This is a genomic window from Pseudomonas sp. P1_C12 (assembly GCF_056406435.1).
Window position 1 is genome coordinate 173563 of record NZ_JBFUAE010000009.1, and the last position, 16346, is coordinate 189908.

Consider the following 16346-nt stretch of genomic DNA (forward strand, 5'->3'; position numbering starts at 1 on the left):
CAGGCAATAAAAAGCCGCCTCAAAGGCGGCTTTTTAATTGAAACACTTACGCTTGCGGCCGCATGTGCGGGAACAGGATCACGTCGCGGATCGACGGGGAGTTGGTCAGCAGCATCACCAGACGGTCGATACCGATGCCCTCACCCGCCGTTGGCGGCATGCCGTACTCCAGCGCACGAACGAAGTCGGCGTCGTAGTGCATGGCTTCGTCGTCGCCGGCGTCCTTGTCGGCCACCTGGGCCATGAAGCGCTCGGCCTGGTCTTCCGCGTCATTCAACTCGGAGTAGGCGTTGGCGATTTCACGACCACCGATGAACAGCTCGAAACGGTCGGTGACGTTCGGGTTCTCGTCGTTACGACGGGCCAGCGGCGACACTTCGAACGGGTACTGGGTAATGAAGTGCGGCTGCTCCAGCTTGTGCTCGACCAGTTCTTCGAAAATCATCACTTGCAGCTTGCCCAGACCTTCGAAGCCCAGCACCTTGGCCCCGGCTTTCTTGGCGATGGCGCGAGCCTTGTCGATGTCGTTCAGGTCGTCAGCGGTCAGCTCAGGGTTGTACTTGAGGATCGAGTCGAAAACCGACAGACGCACGAACGGCTCGCCGAAGTGGAACACCTTGTCGCCGTATGGCACGTCGGTGCTGCCCAGAACCAGCTGCGCCAGTTCGCGGAACAGCTCTTCGGTCAGGTCCATGTTGTCTTCGTAGTCGGCGTAGGCCTGGTAGAACTCCAACATGGTGAATTCAGGGTTGTGACGAGTCGAAACGCCTTCGTTGCGGAAGTTGCGGTTGATCTCGAACACTTTCTCAAACCCGCCAACAACAAGGCGCTTGAGGTACAGCTCCGGCGCGATACGCAGGAACATGCCCATGTCCAGCGCATTGTGGTGGGTTTCGAACGGCTTGGCTGCCGCGCCGCCAGGAATGGTCTGCAGCATCGGCGTTTCCACTTCCAGGAAGTCACGCTTCATCAGGAAGCTGCGGATGTGCGCGATGACTTGCGAACGCACGCGGAAAGTCTGGCGCACGTCTTCGTTGACGATCAGGTCAACGTAGCGCTGGCGGTAGCGCTGTTCGGTGTCGGTCAGGCCGTGGTGCTTGTCCGGCAGTGGGCGCAGGGATTTGGTCAGCAGGCGCACGTTGGTCATTTCAACGTACAGGTCGCCCTTGCCGGAACGGGCCAGGGTGCCAACGGCTGCAATGATGTCGCCCATGTCCCAGGTTTTCACCGCGGCCAGGGTTTCTTCGGACAGGGTCTTGCGGTTGACGTAGACCTGGATGCGCCCGGTCATGTCCTGGATCACCATGAACGAGCCACGGTTGAGCATGATGCGACCGGCAACCTTGACCGGGATCGCAGCCTCTGCCAGCTCTTCCTTGGTCTTGTCCGCGTACTGTTTCTGCAGTTGCTCGCAGTAGTTTTCGCGGCGGAAGTCGTTCGGGAAGGCATTGCCCTTGGCGCGCTCGGCAGCAAGCTTTTCCTTGCGCAGGGCGATCAGGGAGTTTTCTTCCTGTTGCAGGGCTTGCGGGTCGAGTTCTAGGTCGCTCATGTCTTTAAATATTCCATCTGGTTCGTTGTCCCCAGCCTGCGGCTGGGGATCGCGGGCAAGCCCGCTCCTACAAGGATCGCGCTGAGTCAGCCGATCCTGTATTGCATTGCTTACAGCCCGGACTTCAGGCTCGCTTCCAGGTATTCGTCGATGTCGCCATCGAGCACCTTGTCACAGTCGCTGCGTTCGATGTTGGTGCGCAGATCCTTGATCCGCGAGGCATCGAGCACGTACGAACGGATCTGATGACCCCAGCCGATATCGGACTTGGTGTCTTCCAGCGCCTGGGACGCCGCGTTGCGCTTCTGTATTTCCTGCTCGTACAACCTGGCCCGCAGCATTTTCATGGCGGTGTCTTTGTTGGCGTGCTGGGAACGTTCGTTCTGGCAGCTGACCACGGTGTTGGTCGGTACGTGGGTGATACGTACGGCCGAGTCGGTGGTGTTTACGTGCTGACCACCGGCACCGGAGGAGCGATAGGTGTCGATCCGCAAGTCTGCCGGGTTGATTTCGATTTCCACCTTGTCATCGATCTCTGGCGAGACGAACACCGCGGAGAACGAGGTGTGGCGACGGTTGCCGGAGTCGAACGGGCTCTTGCGCACCAGACGGTGCACGCCGATCTCGGTCCGCAACCAGCCAAACGCGTATTCGCCCTTGATGTGCACGGTCGCGCCCTTGATCCCGGCGACTTCACCGGCCGACAGTTCCATGATGGTCGCGTCGAAACCGCGTTTGTCGGCCCAGCGCAGGTACATGCGCAGCAGGATGTTGGCCCAGTCCTGGGCTTCGGTGCCGCCGGAACCGGCCTGGATGTCCAGGTAGGCGTTGTTCGGGTCCATTTCGTGGCTGAACATGCGGCGGAATTCCAGCTTGGCCAGACTTTCCTCGAGACGGGCCAGCTCGGCGACGACATCGCCCACTGCGCCTTCGTCGTTCTCTTCAACGGCCATGTCCAGCAGGTCGCGGCAATCGGCCAGACCCGTGTTCAGCTCGTCGAGTGTATCGACGATCTGCGCCAGCGCAGCGCGCTCGCGGCCCAGTTCCTGGGCGTATTCAGGTTTGTTCCAGACACTCGGATCTTCAAGCTCGCGATTGACCTCGGTCAGACGCTCATGCTTTTGATCGTAGTCAAAGATACCCCCGAATAGTTTCGGAGCGCTCGGACAGGTCCTTGATGGTGTTCAGGATCGGGTTGATTTCCATGACGGGCAGCACTCGTTGGCGAACTTTTGAAAGCCGGCGAGTATACCGGGAAACGGTCGGTAACGGCAGTCCGCTTGGCCGAAAAGGCACGCCCTGTAGGAGCGAGCCCTGCTCGCGATGGTCGTTAACGATGACGCGTAAAACCAGATGCCCAACTGCGCCTTTGGCTTTTTCGCGAGCAGGCTCGCTCCTACAGGGGGATACGGTTTATTCGACCCCCACCTGATTACGCCCATTGTTCTTCGCCGAATACAGCCCCTTGTCCGCCGCCAGGATCAGGTCTCGGCAATTGCTGCCCGCTTTCGGGGTGATGGTCGACAGGCCGATGCTGATGGTCAGGCTCGAACCTTCGGTGGGCGAGTTATGCGGGATCTTCAGGGCTGCCACGGTCTGGCGCAGCTTCTCGGCCACCAGCCGTGCACCGCCCTGGGAAGTGTTGGGCAGTACCAGGGCAAACTCCTCGCCGCCGTAACGGGCCGGTAGGTCCGAAGGCCGGGCACTGGCATCCTTGATCGCCGTGGCAACCTTGCGCAGGGCTTCATCGCCTTCCAGGTGGCCGAAACTGTCGTTGTAGGCCTTGAAGTAGTCGACGTCGATCATCAGCAACGACAACTGGCTCTGCTCACGCAGCGAACGGCGCCATTCCAGCTCCATGTATTCATCGAAGTGCCGACGGTTCGACAACCCGGTCAGGCCGTCGGAATTCATCAGGCGTTGCAGCACCAGGTTGGTGTCGAGCAACTGCTGCTGGCTGACCCGTAACGCGCGGTACGCCGCGTCCCGTTGCAGCAGGGTCATGTAGGAGCGCGAGTGATAGCGGATGCGTGCAACCAGCTCAATGTTGTCCGGCAGCTTGACCAGATAATCGTTGGCTCCGGCCGCAAAGGCCGCGCTCTTGATCAACGGATCCTCCTTGGTCGACAGGACGATGATCGGAATGTCCTTGGTCGCCGGGTGATTGCGGTATTCACGTACCAGGCTCAGGCCGTCAAGGCCGGGCATCACCAAATCCTGCAGGATCACTGTCGGCTTGATGCGCACCGCGTGGGCGATGGCCTGGTGCGGGTCGGCGCAGAAGTGGAAATCGATATTCTCTTCGTTCGCCAGGCCGCGGCGCACGGCTTCGCCGATCATGGCCTGATCGTCCACCAGCAACACCATGGCGGCGTTTTCGTCGGTCTTGAAGTCGTCGAGCTGTAATTCAGTCATGTGCGGTCACCTGAGTACTACCTGAGCCAGGAATGAGGAAAAAGGTGCTCATTTGGCGAAAATCTCCAGCAATCGTGGCGCTATCTTGTCCAGCGGGCGAATTTCCACGGCAGCGTCGATGGCCGCGGCCGCCTTCGGCATGCCGTACACCGCACTGCTGTTTTGGTCTTGTGCGATGGTCAGGAAGCCCTGTTGGCGCATGAGTTTAAGCCCCTGGGCACCATCACGCCCCATGCCGGTGAGCAAAACCCCCACGGCGTCACCGTTCCAGTAACTGGCCACGCTCTCGAAGAACACATCGATGGAGGGCCGGTAGATCTCGTTGACCGGTTCGGCGGTGTAGGCCAGCGTGCCGTTTTTCAGCAAGCGAATATGGTGATTGGTGCCGGCCAGCATTACCGTGCCGCTTTGCGGCGGCTCGCCGTTCTCGGCCAGGCGCACATTGAGGCCGCTGGCGCTGCTGAGCCATTCAGCCATGCCGGCAGCAAACACCTGGTCAACGTGCTGCACCAGCACGATGGCCGGAGAGAAATCACGCGGCAGCCCTTTGAGCAAGACTTCCAGCGCTGCCGGCCCACCGGCGGATGAGCCAATGGCGATCAGGCTCTGGCGTGAGCCCGAACTGCGCAACGGTGCCAGCGCCGGGCGCGGGCGGTTGCCCTTGTCACCGATCAGCCAGACGATGTTCAAGATCTTGCGCAACAACGGCGCGGCCGCTTCCTGGGCATTGCCGACACCAAGGGTCGGGGTGTCAACCACGTCCAGCGCGCCGTGGCCCATGGCCTCGAACACACGATGCACGTTCTGCTCACGATCCACGGTGACGATGACGATGGCACATGGGGTCTCGGCCATTATCCGCCGCGTGGCCTCGACGCCATCCATCACCGGCATGATCAGGTCCATCAGAATCAGGTCCGGCGTGTCCAGCGCGCACTGGCGCACCGCCTCGGCGCCATTGCCGGCGACCCAGATCACCTCGTGTGTCGGCTCGAATGCCAGGGCGCGGCGCAGGGCCTCCACCGCCATGGGCATGTCATTGACGATTGCGATCCTCATGCCCGCGCTCCTCCGATGAGCTCGACCACCGCATCGAGCAAGGCGTCGTCATGAAAACTGGCCTTGGCTAGATAATAGTCGGCCCCGGCATCCAGTCCACGGCGCCGGTCCTCTTCGCGATCCTTGTAGGACACCACCATCACCGGCAGCGATTGCAGGCGACTGTCCCGACGCAGCAGCGTGACCAGTTCGATGCCGTCCATGCGCGGCATATCGATGTCGGTGATCAGCAGATCGAAATCCTCCGAACGCAGCGCGTTCCAGCCGTCCATGCCGTCCACCGCAACCGCCACGTCGTATCCGCGATGGAGCAACAGCTTGCGCTGCAACTCACGCACGGTCAGGGAATCATCCACCACCAGAATTCGTTTGCGGGCCGCCTCGACCACCTGATTGCTGTGGCGGGCAATGCGCTCCAGACGCCCCGTGTTGAGCAATTTATCCACCGAACGCAGCATGTCTTCGACATCGACGATCAGCACCACCGAACCGTCGTCGAGCAGGGCCCCGGCGGAAATGTCCTGCACCTTGCCCAGACGCTCATCCAGCGGCAACACCACCAATGTCCGCTCACCGATAAACCGTTCCACTGCCACGCCGTAGATCGCATCGCGCTCGCGAATCACCACGACTTTCAGGGTTTGCCCGCTGTTCTGACTGGCCGGACGCTGCAGCAACTGACTGGCCGCCACCAGGCCGACATGCCGGCCTTCGTGCCAGAAATGCTGGCGGCCTTCGACCTGCACGATATCCGCCGGCTCCAGGTCGCACATGCGCTCGATATGCGCCAGCGGGAAGGCATAGGCTTCGTCGCCGACTTCCACCACGAGGCTGCGCACCACCGACAGGGTCAGCGGTACCTCAAGGTGGAAACGACTGCCCTCGCCCGCCGTCTGCTCCAGCACCACCGCGCCGCGCAACTGCCGGACCATGTGCTGCACCGCATCCAGGCCGACGCCGCGACCGGACACCTCGGTGACCGTGTCGCGCAAACTGAAACCGGGCAGGAACAGGAACGTCAGCAGCTCTTCTTCGCTCAACTGCGCGGCGGTTTGCGCGGGCGACAAACTACGTTCAACGATGCTGCGACGGACCTTTTCCAGGTCCACGCCGTTACCGTCATCGCTCAATTCCAGCACCAGCAGGCCGGCCTGATGCGAAGCGCGCAGGCGAATCAAACCTTCCGCCGGCTTGCCCGCCAGCAGGCGCTGTTCCGGGGTTTCGATGCCGTGGTCGACCGCATTGCGCAACAAGTGAGTCAGCGGCGCTTCGAGCTTTTCCAGCACGTCGCGATCAACCTGAGTCTTCTCGCCTTCAATCTCCAGTCGCACCTGTTTGCCCAGATCGCGCCCCAGATCACGGACCATACGCACCTGACCGGTCAGCACATCGGCAAACGGCCGCATGCGACAGGCCAGCGCCGTGTCGTACAACACCTGTGCCCGCTGGCTGGCATGCCAGGCGAACTCATCGAGTTCGGTGTTCTTTTCCACGAGCAGTTGCTGGGATTGCGCGAGCAAGCGGCGCGCATCCTCAAGGGTTTCCCGGGCCTCCAGGCTCAAGGCATGATCCTTGAGATGCACGTTGAGACTCTCCAGTGCACGCAGGCTGTTGCTCTGCATGCGCTTGAGGCGCTGCATGGTCGCAAGGTGCGGTTTGAGCCGCAGGGTTTCCACCAGGGATTTGCTCGACAGATCGAGCAGGCTGTTCAGGCGTTCGGCGGTGACACGCAGCACGCGTTCGCCGTTTTCGGTGGTGCGTGTGATCTTGCGCGGGGCTGGCGCCGATGGCTGTTCGTCGGCAGGCGCCAACGACTCGACCTTGGGCGCGGGTGCTTCGAGTTGAAGTTCGGCCATCACCGGTTCTGCTGGCGCAATCAACGGCACCGTCGGGTCCAGTAACCGCGCCATCAATGCCACATAAGCGTCGATGTCCGCGTCCCCCGGCGTGCTGCCTGGCGTGGCAATGCGCATCAGCAAATCGGTGCCTTGCAACAACGCATCGATGTGCCCGGGACGCAGCACCAGGCGCCCTTCCTGGGCACTGACCAGGCAATCTTCCATCACATGGGCAACGCTGACCCCGGCATCGACGCCAACGATCCGCGCCGCCCCCTTGAGTGAGTGCGCCGCACGCATGCACGATTCAAGTTGATCGGCCAGGCTCGGGTCGCGCTCAAGCGCCAGCAGGCCGACACTCAAGACCAGGGTCTGGGCTTCGGCCTCCAGGCTGAACAACTCCAGCAAAGAGGCGTCGCGCATTTGCTCGGGGGTCATGTGAGGCTCCGGGTCACGGCGGACAGCAGCTGCTCTTCATCCAGCCAACGCAGGCTGCGACCTTTGAATTGCAACACGCCACGGGTGTATTTGGCGCTGGCCTGCGCACCCGGGCGCGATGCGGTATCGAGGACGTGCTCGTCGATGGCGTGAATCCCGTCGACTTCGTCCACCGGCACCACCACTGATCCGCCGTGGGCCGCGATGATCAGCATGCGCGGCATGACCCGCGTGCCGGGTGCGACGTTGCTGGTGCCGTCGAGGCCGAGCAGCTCCACCAGTGACAGACAGGCAACCAACGCGCCGCGCACATTCGCTACGCCGAGCAAGGCCCGGGAGCGCTGGTGCGGCAAGGAGTGAATCGCCTGCAGCGGCGCCACCTCGACCAGATTGCGCGTGGCCAGGCCCAGCCATTCTTCACCCAGACGGAACATCAACAACGAGCGGGTTTTCACCTCGCTCTCGACCGTGACGGACACTGGCCCGCGATCCTCCTGCTGCAACGCATAGCGATCGAGCAAGCGTGTGGCGGCCGCCGAATACACCGCACAATTGCGGCAATGAACATGTTCGGCCAGCAACGGGCAGGACTTGTCACCGTGGATACCAATACGGTTCCAGCAGTCGTCGATGGCCTGGGCATCCCGGGTGACACTAAAGGTGTCGGTGGCGATCATCGTTTACGCTCACTGTCGGCGGCGCGCTCGCTGCGGGCGGCACGCTGCTGCAATCGTCTGGCCCCCGTCGCGTCGCCCTGGGCCTGCAGCAATGCGGCCAAGTGCATCAACGCATCGGGATGTTGCGGTTCGAGGTACAACGCCTTGCGATAAAAGCCCTGGGCTTCGAGGACGTTTCCGGCGACATCGCTGAGCAGTCCCAGCCAATAGAACACCTGGGCTACCGGTTCATGACCGCGCAAATAGTTTTCACAAGCGGCCCTCGCCTCGGCGCTTTTGCCTTCATCGGCCAGCGCGGCGATGTTCGCCAGCAGCACGGCCGTATCGGTGCCAGACGTTTTCGGCGCAGAAGCCAGCGGAACAACACTGGCAAATGGGCGACTGCGCACTGGCGCAGGCGGTGGGTTGCGTAGCGGTTGCGGCACAGGCAATGGTGCTGGAACGAATGCCGGCAAGGGTTCGAAGTCCGGAGTCCCCTGTCGACTGAACGCGAAGGACTGTGCGATACCGATCGAACGCATCCCCAAACGCCCCAGCAGACTGCCTTCGGCCGGACCGATAAACAGCACGCCGTCAACGTGGGTCAGGCATTTGAGCACTTCGAAGACTTGCTTCTGGGTCGGCTGGTCGAAATAGATCAGCAGGTTGCGACAAAACACGAAATCGAATGGCGGTTCGCCGGCCAGTAACGCCGGATCCAGCAGATTGCCGACCTGCAAGCGCACTTGCTCCTGCACACACGGGTTCAGGCGATAGCCGTCACCCTCGGCAATGAAATGGCGGTCGCGAAACGCAATGTCGTCGCCCCGAAAGGAATTCCTGCCGTACAAGGCGCGCCCGGCTTTTTCCACCGACAGCGGGCTGACGTCCATGCCGTCGACCTTGAACTGGTGCGGCTTGAGCCCGGCATCGAGCAATGCCATGGCGATCGAGTAGGGTTCCTCGCCAGTGGAACACGGCAGGCTGAGGATCCGCAGCGCACGCAGATTGTTGATTTCAGCCAGACGTTTGCTCGCCAGTTTCGCCAGGGTGGCGAAGGATTCCGGATAACGGAAGAACCAGGTTTCCGGAACGATCACCGCTTCGATCAACGCCTGCTGTTCGTCCCGCGAGCCCTGCAAGGTGCGCCAATACTCATCGGCCGAGGGTGCTTGCGCCGCAATGCTGCGCTGGCGCACCGCTCGCTCGATGATTGCCGGCCCCACGGAAGTCACGTCGAGTCCGATACGCTCCTTGAGGAAGTCGAAAAAACGCTGATCGCTGTTCATGGCCGCTCCTCCAACAGCGCCGGATCCAGTGGCGGCGAGGGGAACAACAAGGCGCGAACCTGTTCGTCCAGCAGATCGCAGACCCGTACCCATTGCAGCAAGCCCTGCTCGTCCTTGCGCACCGGCCCCAAGTAAGGCGCCTGGCGATTGTCCAGACCGTAGGGCTGAAAATCCGCCGGATCGCAGCGCAAGGTGTCGGTCGCCTGTTCCAGAATCAATCCGAGCAGCTGTGATTCGGTAGTTTCATCCGGGCGATAGTTGACCAGCACCAGTCGCGTGCTGGTACGGGCCTGCGCAGGCGTACCAAACGTCAGTGCGCTCAAGTCGATCACCGGCACCACGGCGCCCCGATAGGCGAACACCCCGGCGACCCAGACGGGTGCATGGGGAATGGGCTTCAAGGGCAGGCGCGGCAGCACTTCCGTCACCTCGATGGCTTGCAACGCATAGCGCTCGCTGCCGATGCGGAACACCAGAAACAATGCATGCAGCGCCTGCTTCACGGCAGAGCGTTTGGCCGAGATTTCGCTCATCAGACTTTGAATCGCGAAACGCCGCTGCGCAGCCCGACGGCCACCTGGCTCAGCTCATCGATGGCGAAACTGGCCTGACGCAGAGACTCGACGGTCTGGCTGCTGGCATCGCCCAACTGCACCAGCGCGTGGTTGATCTGCTCGGCGCCGGTGGCCTGGGCCTGCATGCCTTCGTTGACCATCAGCACCCGCGGCGCCAGCGCCTGAACCTGATGGATGATCTGCGACAACTGCTCGCCGACTTGCTGCACCTCGGACATGCCGCGACGCACTTCCTCGGAGAACTTGTCCATGCCCATGACCCCGGCCGATACCGCCGACTGGATCTCGCGAACCATCTGCTCGATGTCGTAGGTGGCCACCGCCGTCTGGTCCGCCAGACGCCGCACTTCGGTGGCGACCACGGCAAAACCGCGTCCGTATTCCCCGGCCTTCTCGGCCTCGATGGCGGCGTTGAGCGACAACAGGTTGGTCTGGTCGGCGACCTTGACGATGGTCACCACCACCTGATTGATGTTGCCGGCCTTCTCGTTGAGGATCGCCAGTTTGGCGTTGACCAGATCGGCTGCGCCCATCACCGAGTGCATGGTTTCCTCCATGCGTGCCAGGCCCTGCTGGCCGGAACCGGCGGCTACGGAAGCCTGATCGGCGGCGGTGGAAACCTCGGTCATGGTGCGCACCAGATCCCGGGAAGTGGCGGCGATTTCACGGGAAGTCGCACCGATTTCCGTGGTGGTGGCGGCAGTTTCGGTGGCGGTGGCTTGTTGCTGCTTGGACGTCGCGGCGATCTCGGTCACCGACGTGGTCACCTGCACCGACGAACGCTGGGCCTGGGACACCAGGGATGTGAGCTCGGTCATCATGTCGTTGAAGCCGGTCTCTACCGCGCCGAATTCGTCCTTGCGCTCCAGATTCAGGCGGCTGCTGAGGTCACCAGTGCGCATGATTTCGAGGATTTTCACGATGCGGTTCATCGGCGCCATGATGGCGCGCATCAGCAACAGGCCACAGAGGGCGGCGGCCAGCACCGCGATCGCCAGGGAAATGCCCATGATGACTTTGGCGGTGAGCACCGCATCATCAATGGCCGCGATTTCTCTGTCCGCCACAGTCTTGTTATGACGCAGGATGTCATTGACCTTCATCCGACCCGCTATCCAGCTCGGGGTCAGTTCACCTTTGAACACGTTGACGGCTTCGGCGTTCTGGTTGCGTTTATACAACTCGATCACCTCGGCCAGAATCCTATGGTAGTCCTCATGAAGTTTTTCGAAGGCTGCGTAATCAACCCTGTCTTCTTCGTCGGTAATCGTTGCACGGTAGAGGTCCATCTGCTCTTTCAACCGCTCAGCGAAGCCCTTGAAGTTCTCGGCATCCTCGGCACTGAAGCTCTGCCCTTCCTCCAGGCCGAGCATGGCCTGTATGCGTACATAACTGTCGGACCACGCGCCACGAATCATCGAACTGTAATACAACCCTGGCAGAGCGTCCTCACGCACGCTGGCCTCACTGTTTTCGATCGTCAACAGCCGGGAATACGAGACGACCACCATCAGCAACATGATGGCGACAATTACCGCAAAGCTCGCCAAAATGCGTTGGCGCAACGTCCAGTTCTTCACAGTCAATCCTCGAGGCCGGTTCGAAATGCGGGGAGTATAGCCGAGGGCGGTGTTTCATTTATAAGACGGATGCGCGCCACTTCGCATCCCGTTGAAAAAAGGCGGGATGGGCTCAGGGTTGGGACTGTCCGTTAATTGGGGGGATAGGTGATAGGGGTGATTCGGTAGAAAGGGGCGGTGGAATGGTCATTGGGAGATTGAGTACTGCTTGAAAGATCAAAAGATCGCAGCCTGCGGCAGCTCCTACAAGTGAACACCGATCCAATGTAGGAGCTGCCGCAGGCTGCGATCTTTACAGGGCCTTACAGAGAGGCCTGGCGAACCTGCTTCTCAAGCTCGGCTTTCAGCCCCGGCTCCAGCTTGAGCTGCCGCGCCAGCTCGTCGAGATAGGCCTTCTCCATGAAGTTTTCCTCATCCACCATCATCACGCTGGCGATGTACATCTCGGCGGCGATTTCCGGGGTGCGGGCGGCACGGGCGACATCGCTCGGGTCCAGCGGCTTGTTGAGCTCGGCGTGCAGCCAGTGCTGCAGTTCCTGATCGCTGTCGAGCCGGGTGAATTCGCCTTCGATCAAGGCACGCTCACGCTCATCGACATGACCGTCAGCCTTGGCCGCAGCCACCAGCGCCTTGAGAATCGCCTGGCTGTGCAACTCGACTTGCGCGGCCGGTACGCGGTCCAGGGTTTGCGGCTCTGTACCGGCTGCACCGCCCTGCTGTGCCTGCCAGTTGCCGTAGGCTTTATAGGCCAGCACGCCCAATGCGGCGAGACCGCCGTAGACCGCGACCTTGCCCCCGACTTTACGGGCCTTTTTGCTGCCGAGCAGCAAGCCCATGGCGCCCGCCGCCAATGCCCCGCCACTCGCGCCGGAGAGCAAACTGCCGAGGGCACCGGATCCACCGCTCACGCCCTTTTGCTGCGAGCTACCGCCCTTGTTCTGCAACAGGTCCTGGCCGGACTTGAGTAGTTGATCGAGCAATCCACGGGTGTTCATCTGCCGCCTCCACAAGACGTTTAACCTGAAAACAAGGCCACCAGCCTAGATTGAAAGTGCCTACGCCCCGTGCGCGAGAGTACTTCCAGATGTTGCATCGCCAAGGCACCCGGCGCTGCCCATCGAAAAAAAAGATATACACTCCAACAAATCGATAAAAACAGCCCACCGGGTGCTTTCCCATGATGACCTTGCGTCAGATCCGTCATTTCATCGCCGTGGCCGAGACTGGCTCTATCTCCGCCGCCGCACAAACCGCGTTCATTTCCCAGTCGACCCTGACCCTGGCGATCCAGCAACTGGAAGAGGAAATCGGCGTCAGCCTGTTCAGCCGCCATGCCAAGGGCATGACCCTGACCCACCAGGGCCATCAATTCCTGCGTCAGGCGCACTTGATCCTGGCCACGGTGGATAACGCCAAGCGCAGCCTGCAACAGAGCACCGATCAGGTCGCCGGACAGTTGATCGTCGGCGTGACCAGCCTGGTGGCCGGTTATTACCTGGCGGATTTGCTCACCCGCTTCCAGCGCGCCTACCCCAACGTGGAAATCCGCGTGATGGAGGATGAGCGCCCCTACATCGAGCATTTGCTGGTCAGCGGCGAGATCGATGTCGGCGTACTGATCCTGTCCAACCTCGAAGACCGCCACGCCTTGCAGACCGAAGTGCTGACCCACTCACCGCACCGGCTATGGCTGCCGGCCCAGCACCCGTTGCTGGAACACGACAGCATCAACCTCGCCGACGTGGCCCGCGAGCCTTTGATTCAACTGAACGTCGATGAAATGGACCGCAACGCCCAGCGCATGTGGTCAGCAGCCTCACTGCAACCGCGCATCACCCTGCGCACGGCTTCGACCGAAGCGGTGCGCAGCCTGGTGGCCGCCGGATTGGGCGTGTCGATCCAGCCCGACATGACCTATCGCCCGTGGTCACTGGAGGGCGACATCATCGAAGCGCGGCCGATTGCCGACCTCAGCCAGACCCTGGATGTCGGCCTGGCGTGGCGTCGCGGCACCGCGCGGCCGGCGCTGGTGGACCCGTTTCTCACGGTCGCCCGCGAACAACCCCACGGCGGTCGCAAGCCATCTATTTAATCGAACGCCACCTTCAGTATTTAGTATTTGTTGTCCTCGGGTCCGCGAACTAGTCTTGTTGCATCTAATAAAGACGGCCGGGCCCCAGCCACTGGGAGCGCTGCCATGTCTACACAAGAAGCCACACAAAAAACGAGAACCCGAAAAATGGCTGGCGCGCAGACCCCGTTGTTCACCGCATTGTTGATCGATGGTGAATTAGTCGCCGGTCAAGGCTGCGTCGAGCCGATTCTCAACCCCGCCACCGGGGAAGTCCTGACCCGGATCGCCGAAGCCAGCACCGAGCAAGTCGAAGCCGCGATCCTCGCCGCCCACCGAGCCTTTGCCGGTTGGTCACGCACCACGCCACAACAGCGTTCGAACCTGTTGCTGGAGATCGCCAACGCCATCGAAAAAAATGCCGACCTGCTGGCCCGCCTAGAATCCATGAACTGCGGCAAGCCGTTGCACCTGGCCCGTCAGGATGACCTGAATGCCACGGTCGACGTGTTCCGCTTCTTCGCCGGTGCCGTGCGTTGCCAGACCGGCCAGCTCAGCGGCGAATACCTGCCGGGCTACACCAGCATGGTCCGGCGCGATCCTATCGGGGTCGTGGCGTCGATTGCGCCGTGGAACTACCCGATCATGATGGCCGCGTGGAAAATCGCCCCGGCCCTCGCCGCCGGCAACACCCTGGTGTTCAAGCCGTCGGAACACACGCCGCTGTCGATCCTCGCCCTGGCGCCAGCGCTGGCCGAGATCCTGCCACGGGGGGTGATCAACATCGTTTGCGGTGGCGGCGAAGGTGTCGGCAGCCACCTGGTGAATCACCCTAAAGTGCGCATGGTGTCGCTGACCGGCGATATCGTCACTGGCCAGAAAATTCTTCAAGCCGCCGCCAAAACCCTCAAACGTACCCACCTCGAACTCGGCGGCAAGGCCCCGGTGATCGTCTGCAACGATGCCGACATTCAGGCCGTGGTCGAAGGCGTGCGCACCTACGGCTATTACAACGCAGGCCAGGATTGTACCGCTGCCTGCCGCATTTATGCCCAAGCCGGGATTCATGACCGTTTGGTGGCCGAACTCGGCGCGGCCGTCAGCAGCCTGCGCTTCGCCGGCAAACGCGACGCCGACAATGAAATCGGCCCGCTGATCAGCACCCGCCAGCGCGACCGCGTGGCCAGTTTTGTCGAACGCGCCCTCGGCCAGCCGCACATCGAGCGGGTGACCGGCGCAGCCGTGCATTCCGGCGCCGGCTTCTATTACCAGCCGACCCTGTTGGCCGGCTGCAAGCAAGGCGATGAAATCGTCCAGCGCGAAGTGTTCGGGCCGGTGGTCACCGTGACTCGCTTCGATGAACTGGAACAAGCGGTGGACTGGGCCAACGATTCGGAATACGGCCTGGCCTCGTCGGTCTGGACCCAGAACCTCGACAAGGCCATGCAGGTCGCGGCGCGCTTGCAGTACGGCTGCACCTGGATCAACAGCCACTTCATGCTGGTCAGCGAAATGCCCCATGGCGGCCTGAAACGTTCGGGCTACGGCAAAGACCTGTCCAGCGATTCGCTTCAGGACTACAGCGTGGTACGGCACATCATGGCCCGCCATGGCGAGCATCTCTGACTACGCTAATAACAAGCCACCAACGGCATGCTTCACCACGTTCAAAACACTGCCCCGACCATAATTAAAGAAGAGGGAATTCCCATGTTCGTGCACAAGACCGCACTGCTCAGTGCAATCACCACCGCGCTGCTGGCCAGCGCCAGTGTCCAGGCCGCCGAGCCGCTCAAAGCTGTCGGGGCTGGCGAGGGTCAACTGGATATTGTGGCCTGGCCCGGCTACATCGAACGTGGCGAGAGCGACAAGGCCTACGACTGGGTGACCGGTTTCGAGAAGGAAACCGGCTGCAAGGTCAACGTCAAGACCGCCGCCACCTCCGATGAAATGGTCAGCCTGATGGCCAAGGGCGGTTACGACCTGGTCACTGCGTCGGGCGACGCGTCCCTGCGCCTGATCGTCGGCAAGCGTGTGCAGCCGATCAACACCGCGTTGATCCCGAACTGGAAAAACCTCGACCCGCGCCTCAAGGATGGACCGTGGTACGTGGTCAACAAGCAGACCTACGGCGCCCCGTATCAGTGGGGTCCGAACGTGTTGATGTACAACACCAACGTGTTCAAGACCCCGCCCACCAGCTGGGGCGTGCTGTTCAATGCGGAAAACCTGCCGGACGGCAAGCCGAACAAGGGCCGCGTGCAGGCCTATGACGGCCCGATCTACATCGCCGACGCGGCGCTGTACCTGAAGACCGCCAAGCCGGAACTGGGCATCCAGAACCCCTACGAACTGACCGAAGCCCAATACAAGGCCGTGCTCGACCTGCTGCGCGCCCAGCAGCCGTTGATCCACCGCTACTGGCACGACACCACTGTACAAATGAGCGACTTCAAGAACGAAGGCGTGGTTGCCTCCGGTGCCTGGCCGTATCAGGTCAACGGCCTGATGAACGAGAAGCAGCCAATTGCCTCGACCATTCCGAAAGAAGGCGCCACCGGTTGGGCCGACACCACCATGATGCACGCCGAGGCCAAGCACCCGAACTGCGCCTACAAGTGGATGGACTGGTCGCTGCAACCGAAAGTCCAGGGTGACGTAGCGGCGTGGTTCGGCTCGCTGCCAGCGGTTCCGGCGGCGTGCAAGGAGAGCGAACTGCTCGGCGCCGAAGGCTGCAAGACCAACGGATTCGACCAGTTCGACAAGATCGCCTTCTGGAAAACCCCGCAAGCTGAAGGCGGCAAGTTCGTACCGTACAGCCGCTGGACCCAGGACTACATCGCGATCATGGGCGGTCGTTGATCCCCTAACCAGAT

At 61.6% G+C, this 16346-nt stretch carries 13 protein-coding genes; 3 read left to right on the forward strand and 10 right to left on the reverse strand.

Annotated features, from left to right (window positions below):
- Positions 1–46: 46 nt before the first annotated feature.
- From lysS to AC1D19_RS17630, 10 genes are all read right to left on the reverse strand, one after another.
- Positions 47–1549, reverse strand: coding sequence for a lysine--tRNA ligase (gene lysS, locus AC1D19_RS17585; RefSeq protein WP_477763911.1), 1503 nt, complete (start codon positions 1547–1549; stop codon positions 47–49).
- 110 nt (positions 1550–1659) lie between these two features.
- A protein-coding gene (gene prfB / locus AC1D19_RS17590) for a peptide chain release factor 2 (RefSeq protein ID WP_185754790.1) occupies positions 1660–2755 on the reverse strand; the annotation gives its coding sequence in 2 pieces (ribosomal slippage) (positions 1660–2682 and positions 2684–2755; 1095 coding nt in all).
- Positions 2756–2962: 207 nt separating this feature from the next.
- Positions 2963–3964 (reverse strand): diguanylate cyclase domain-containing protein, encoded by a 1002-nt coding sequence (locus AC1D19_RS17595; RefSeq protein WP_477763912.1) that lies wholly within the window; start codon positions 3962–3964, stop codon positions 2963–2965.
- Between the two features lie 48 nt (positions 3965–4012).
- Positions 4013–5023, reverse strand: a complete 1011-nt coding sequence (gene cheB / locus AC1D19_RS17600; RefSeq protein ID WP_477763913.1) for a chemotaxis-specific protein-glutamate methyltransferase CheB — start codon at positions 5021–5023, stop codon at positions 4013–4015.
- Complete coding sequence (locus tag AC1D19_RS17605; RefSeq protein WP_477763914.1) at positions 5020–7299, reverse strand: response regulator; 2280 nt, start codon at positions 7297–7299, stop codon at positions 5020–5022. Before AC1D19_RS17605 ends, cheB begins: the two co-directional genes overlap by 4 nt.
- Positions 7296–7976 (reverse strand): chemotaxis protein CheW, encoded by a 681-nt coding sequence (locus tag AC1D19_RS17610; RefSeq protein WP_477763915.1) that lies wholly within the window; start codon positions 7974–7976, stop codon positions 7296–7298. The genes AC1D19_RS17605 and AC1D19_RS17610 overlap by 4 nt, the downstream gene beginning before the upstream one ends.
- Entirely contained in the window at positions 7973–9244 is a 1272-nt protein-coding gene (locus tag AC1D19_RS17615) for a CheR family methyltransferase (protein WP_477763916.1), read from the reverse strand. The genes AC1D19_RS17610 and AC1D19_RS17615 overlap by 4 nt, the downstream gene beginning before the upstream one ends.
- On the reverse strand, positions 9241–9777 hold the full coding sequence (locus AC1D19_RS17620; protein WP_477763917.1) for a chemotaxis protein CheW: 537 nt from the start codon (positions 9775–9777) through the stop codon (positions 9241–9243). The genes AC1D19_RS17615 and AC1D19_RS17620 overlap by 4 nt, the downstream gene beginning before the upstream one ends.
- Positions 9777–11399: a methyl-accepting chemotaxis protein gene (locus tag AC1D19_RS17625; RefSeq protein ID WP_477763918.1), complete on the reverse strand. Its 1623-nt coding sequence runs from the start codon at positions 11397–11399 to the stop codon at positions 9777–9779. Before AC1D19_RS17625 ends, AC1D19_RS17620 begins: the two co-directional genes overlap by 1 nt.
- A gap of 302 nt (positions 11400–11701) precedes the next feature.
- Positions 11702–12394, reverse strand: a complete 693-nt coding sequence (locus AC1D19_RS17630) for a tellurite resistance TerB family protein (RefSeq protein ID WP_477763919.1) — start codon at positions 12392–12394, stop codon at positions 11702–11704.
- 182 nt (positions 12395–12576) lie between these two features.
- On the opposite strand from AC1D19_RS17630, the gene AC1D19_RS17635 reads away from it, so the two are divergent.
- The 3 genes from AC1D19_RS17635 (at position 12577) to ydcS (ending at position 16332) form a co-directional block, all read left to right on the forward strand.
- Positions 12577–13491, forward strand: coding sequence for a LysR family transcriptional regulator (locus tag AC1D19_RS17635; protein WP_007975056.1), 915 nt, complete (start codon positions 12577–12579; stop codon positions 13489–13491).
- A 105-nt stretch (positions 13492–13596) separates the two neighbouring features.
- Entirely contained in the window at positions 13597–15096 is a 1500-nt protein-coding gene (locus tag AC1D19_RS17640; protein WP_477763920.1) for a gamma-aminobutyraldehyde dehydrogenase, read from the forward strand.
- Positions 15097–15180: 84 nt separating this feature from the next.
- A complete protein-coding gene (gene ydcS / locus AC1D19_RS17645; protein WP_477763921.1) occupies positions 15181–16332 on the forward strand; it encodes a putative ABC transporter substrate-binding protein YdcS in 1152 nt (383 codons plus the stop codon).
- Positions 16333–16346: the final 14 nt, after the last annotated feature.

Coding starts and splice junctions, on each gene's coding strand:
- AC1D19_RS17620 (WP_477763917.1), bottom strand. CDS start 9,777: ATGAGCGAAATCTCGGCCAAACGCTCTGCCGTGAAGCAGGCGCTGCAT.
- AC1D19_RS17635 (WP_007975056.1), top strand. CDS start 12,577: ATGATGACCTTGCGTCAGATCCGTCATTTCATCGCCGTGGCCGAGACT.
- cheB (WP_477763913.1), bottom strand. CDS start 5,023: ATGAGGATCGCAATCGTCAATGACATGCCCATGGCGGTGGAGGCCCTG.
- AC1D19_RS17610 (WP_477763915.1), bottom strand. CDS start 7,976: ATGATCGCCACCGACACCTTTAGTGTCACCCGGGATGCCCAGGCCATC.
- lysS (WP_477763911.1), bottom strand. CDS start 1,549: ATGAGCGACCTAGAACTCGACCCGCAAGCCCTGCAACAGGAAGAAAAC.
- AC1D19_RS17630 (WP_477763919.1), bottom strand. CDS start 12,394: ATGAACACCCGTGGATTGCTCGATCAACTACTCAAGTCCGGCCAGGAC.
- AC1D19_RS17595 (WP_477763912.1), bottom strand. CDS start 3,964: ATGACTGAATTACAGCTCGACGACTTCAAGACCGACGAAAACGCCGCC.
- AC1D19_RS17640 (WP_477763920.1), top strand. CDS start 13,597: ATGTCTACACAAGAAGCCACACAAAAAACGAGAACCCGAAAAATGGCT.
- AC1D19_RS17605 (WP_477763914.1), bottom strand. CDS start 7,299: ATGACCCCCGAGCAAATGCGCGACGCCTCTTTGCTGGAGTTGTTCAGC.
- ydcS (WP_477763921.1), top strand. CDS start 15,181: ATGTTCGTGCACAAGACCGCACTGCTCAGTGCAATCACCACCGCGCTG.
- AC1D19_RS17615 (WP_477763916.1), bottom strand. CDS start 9,244: ATGAACAGCGATCAGCGTTTTTTCGACTTCCTCAAGGAGCGTATCGGA.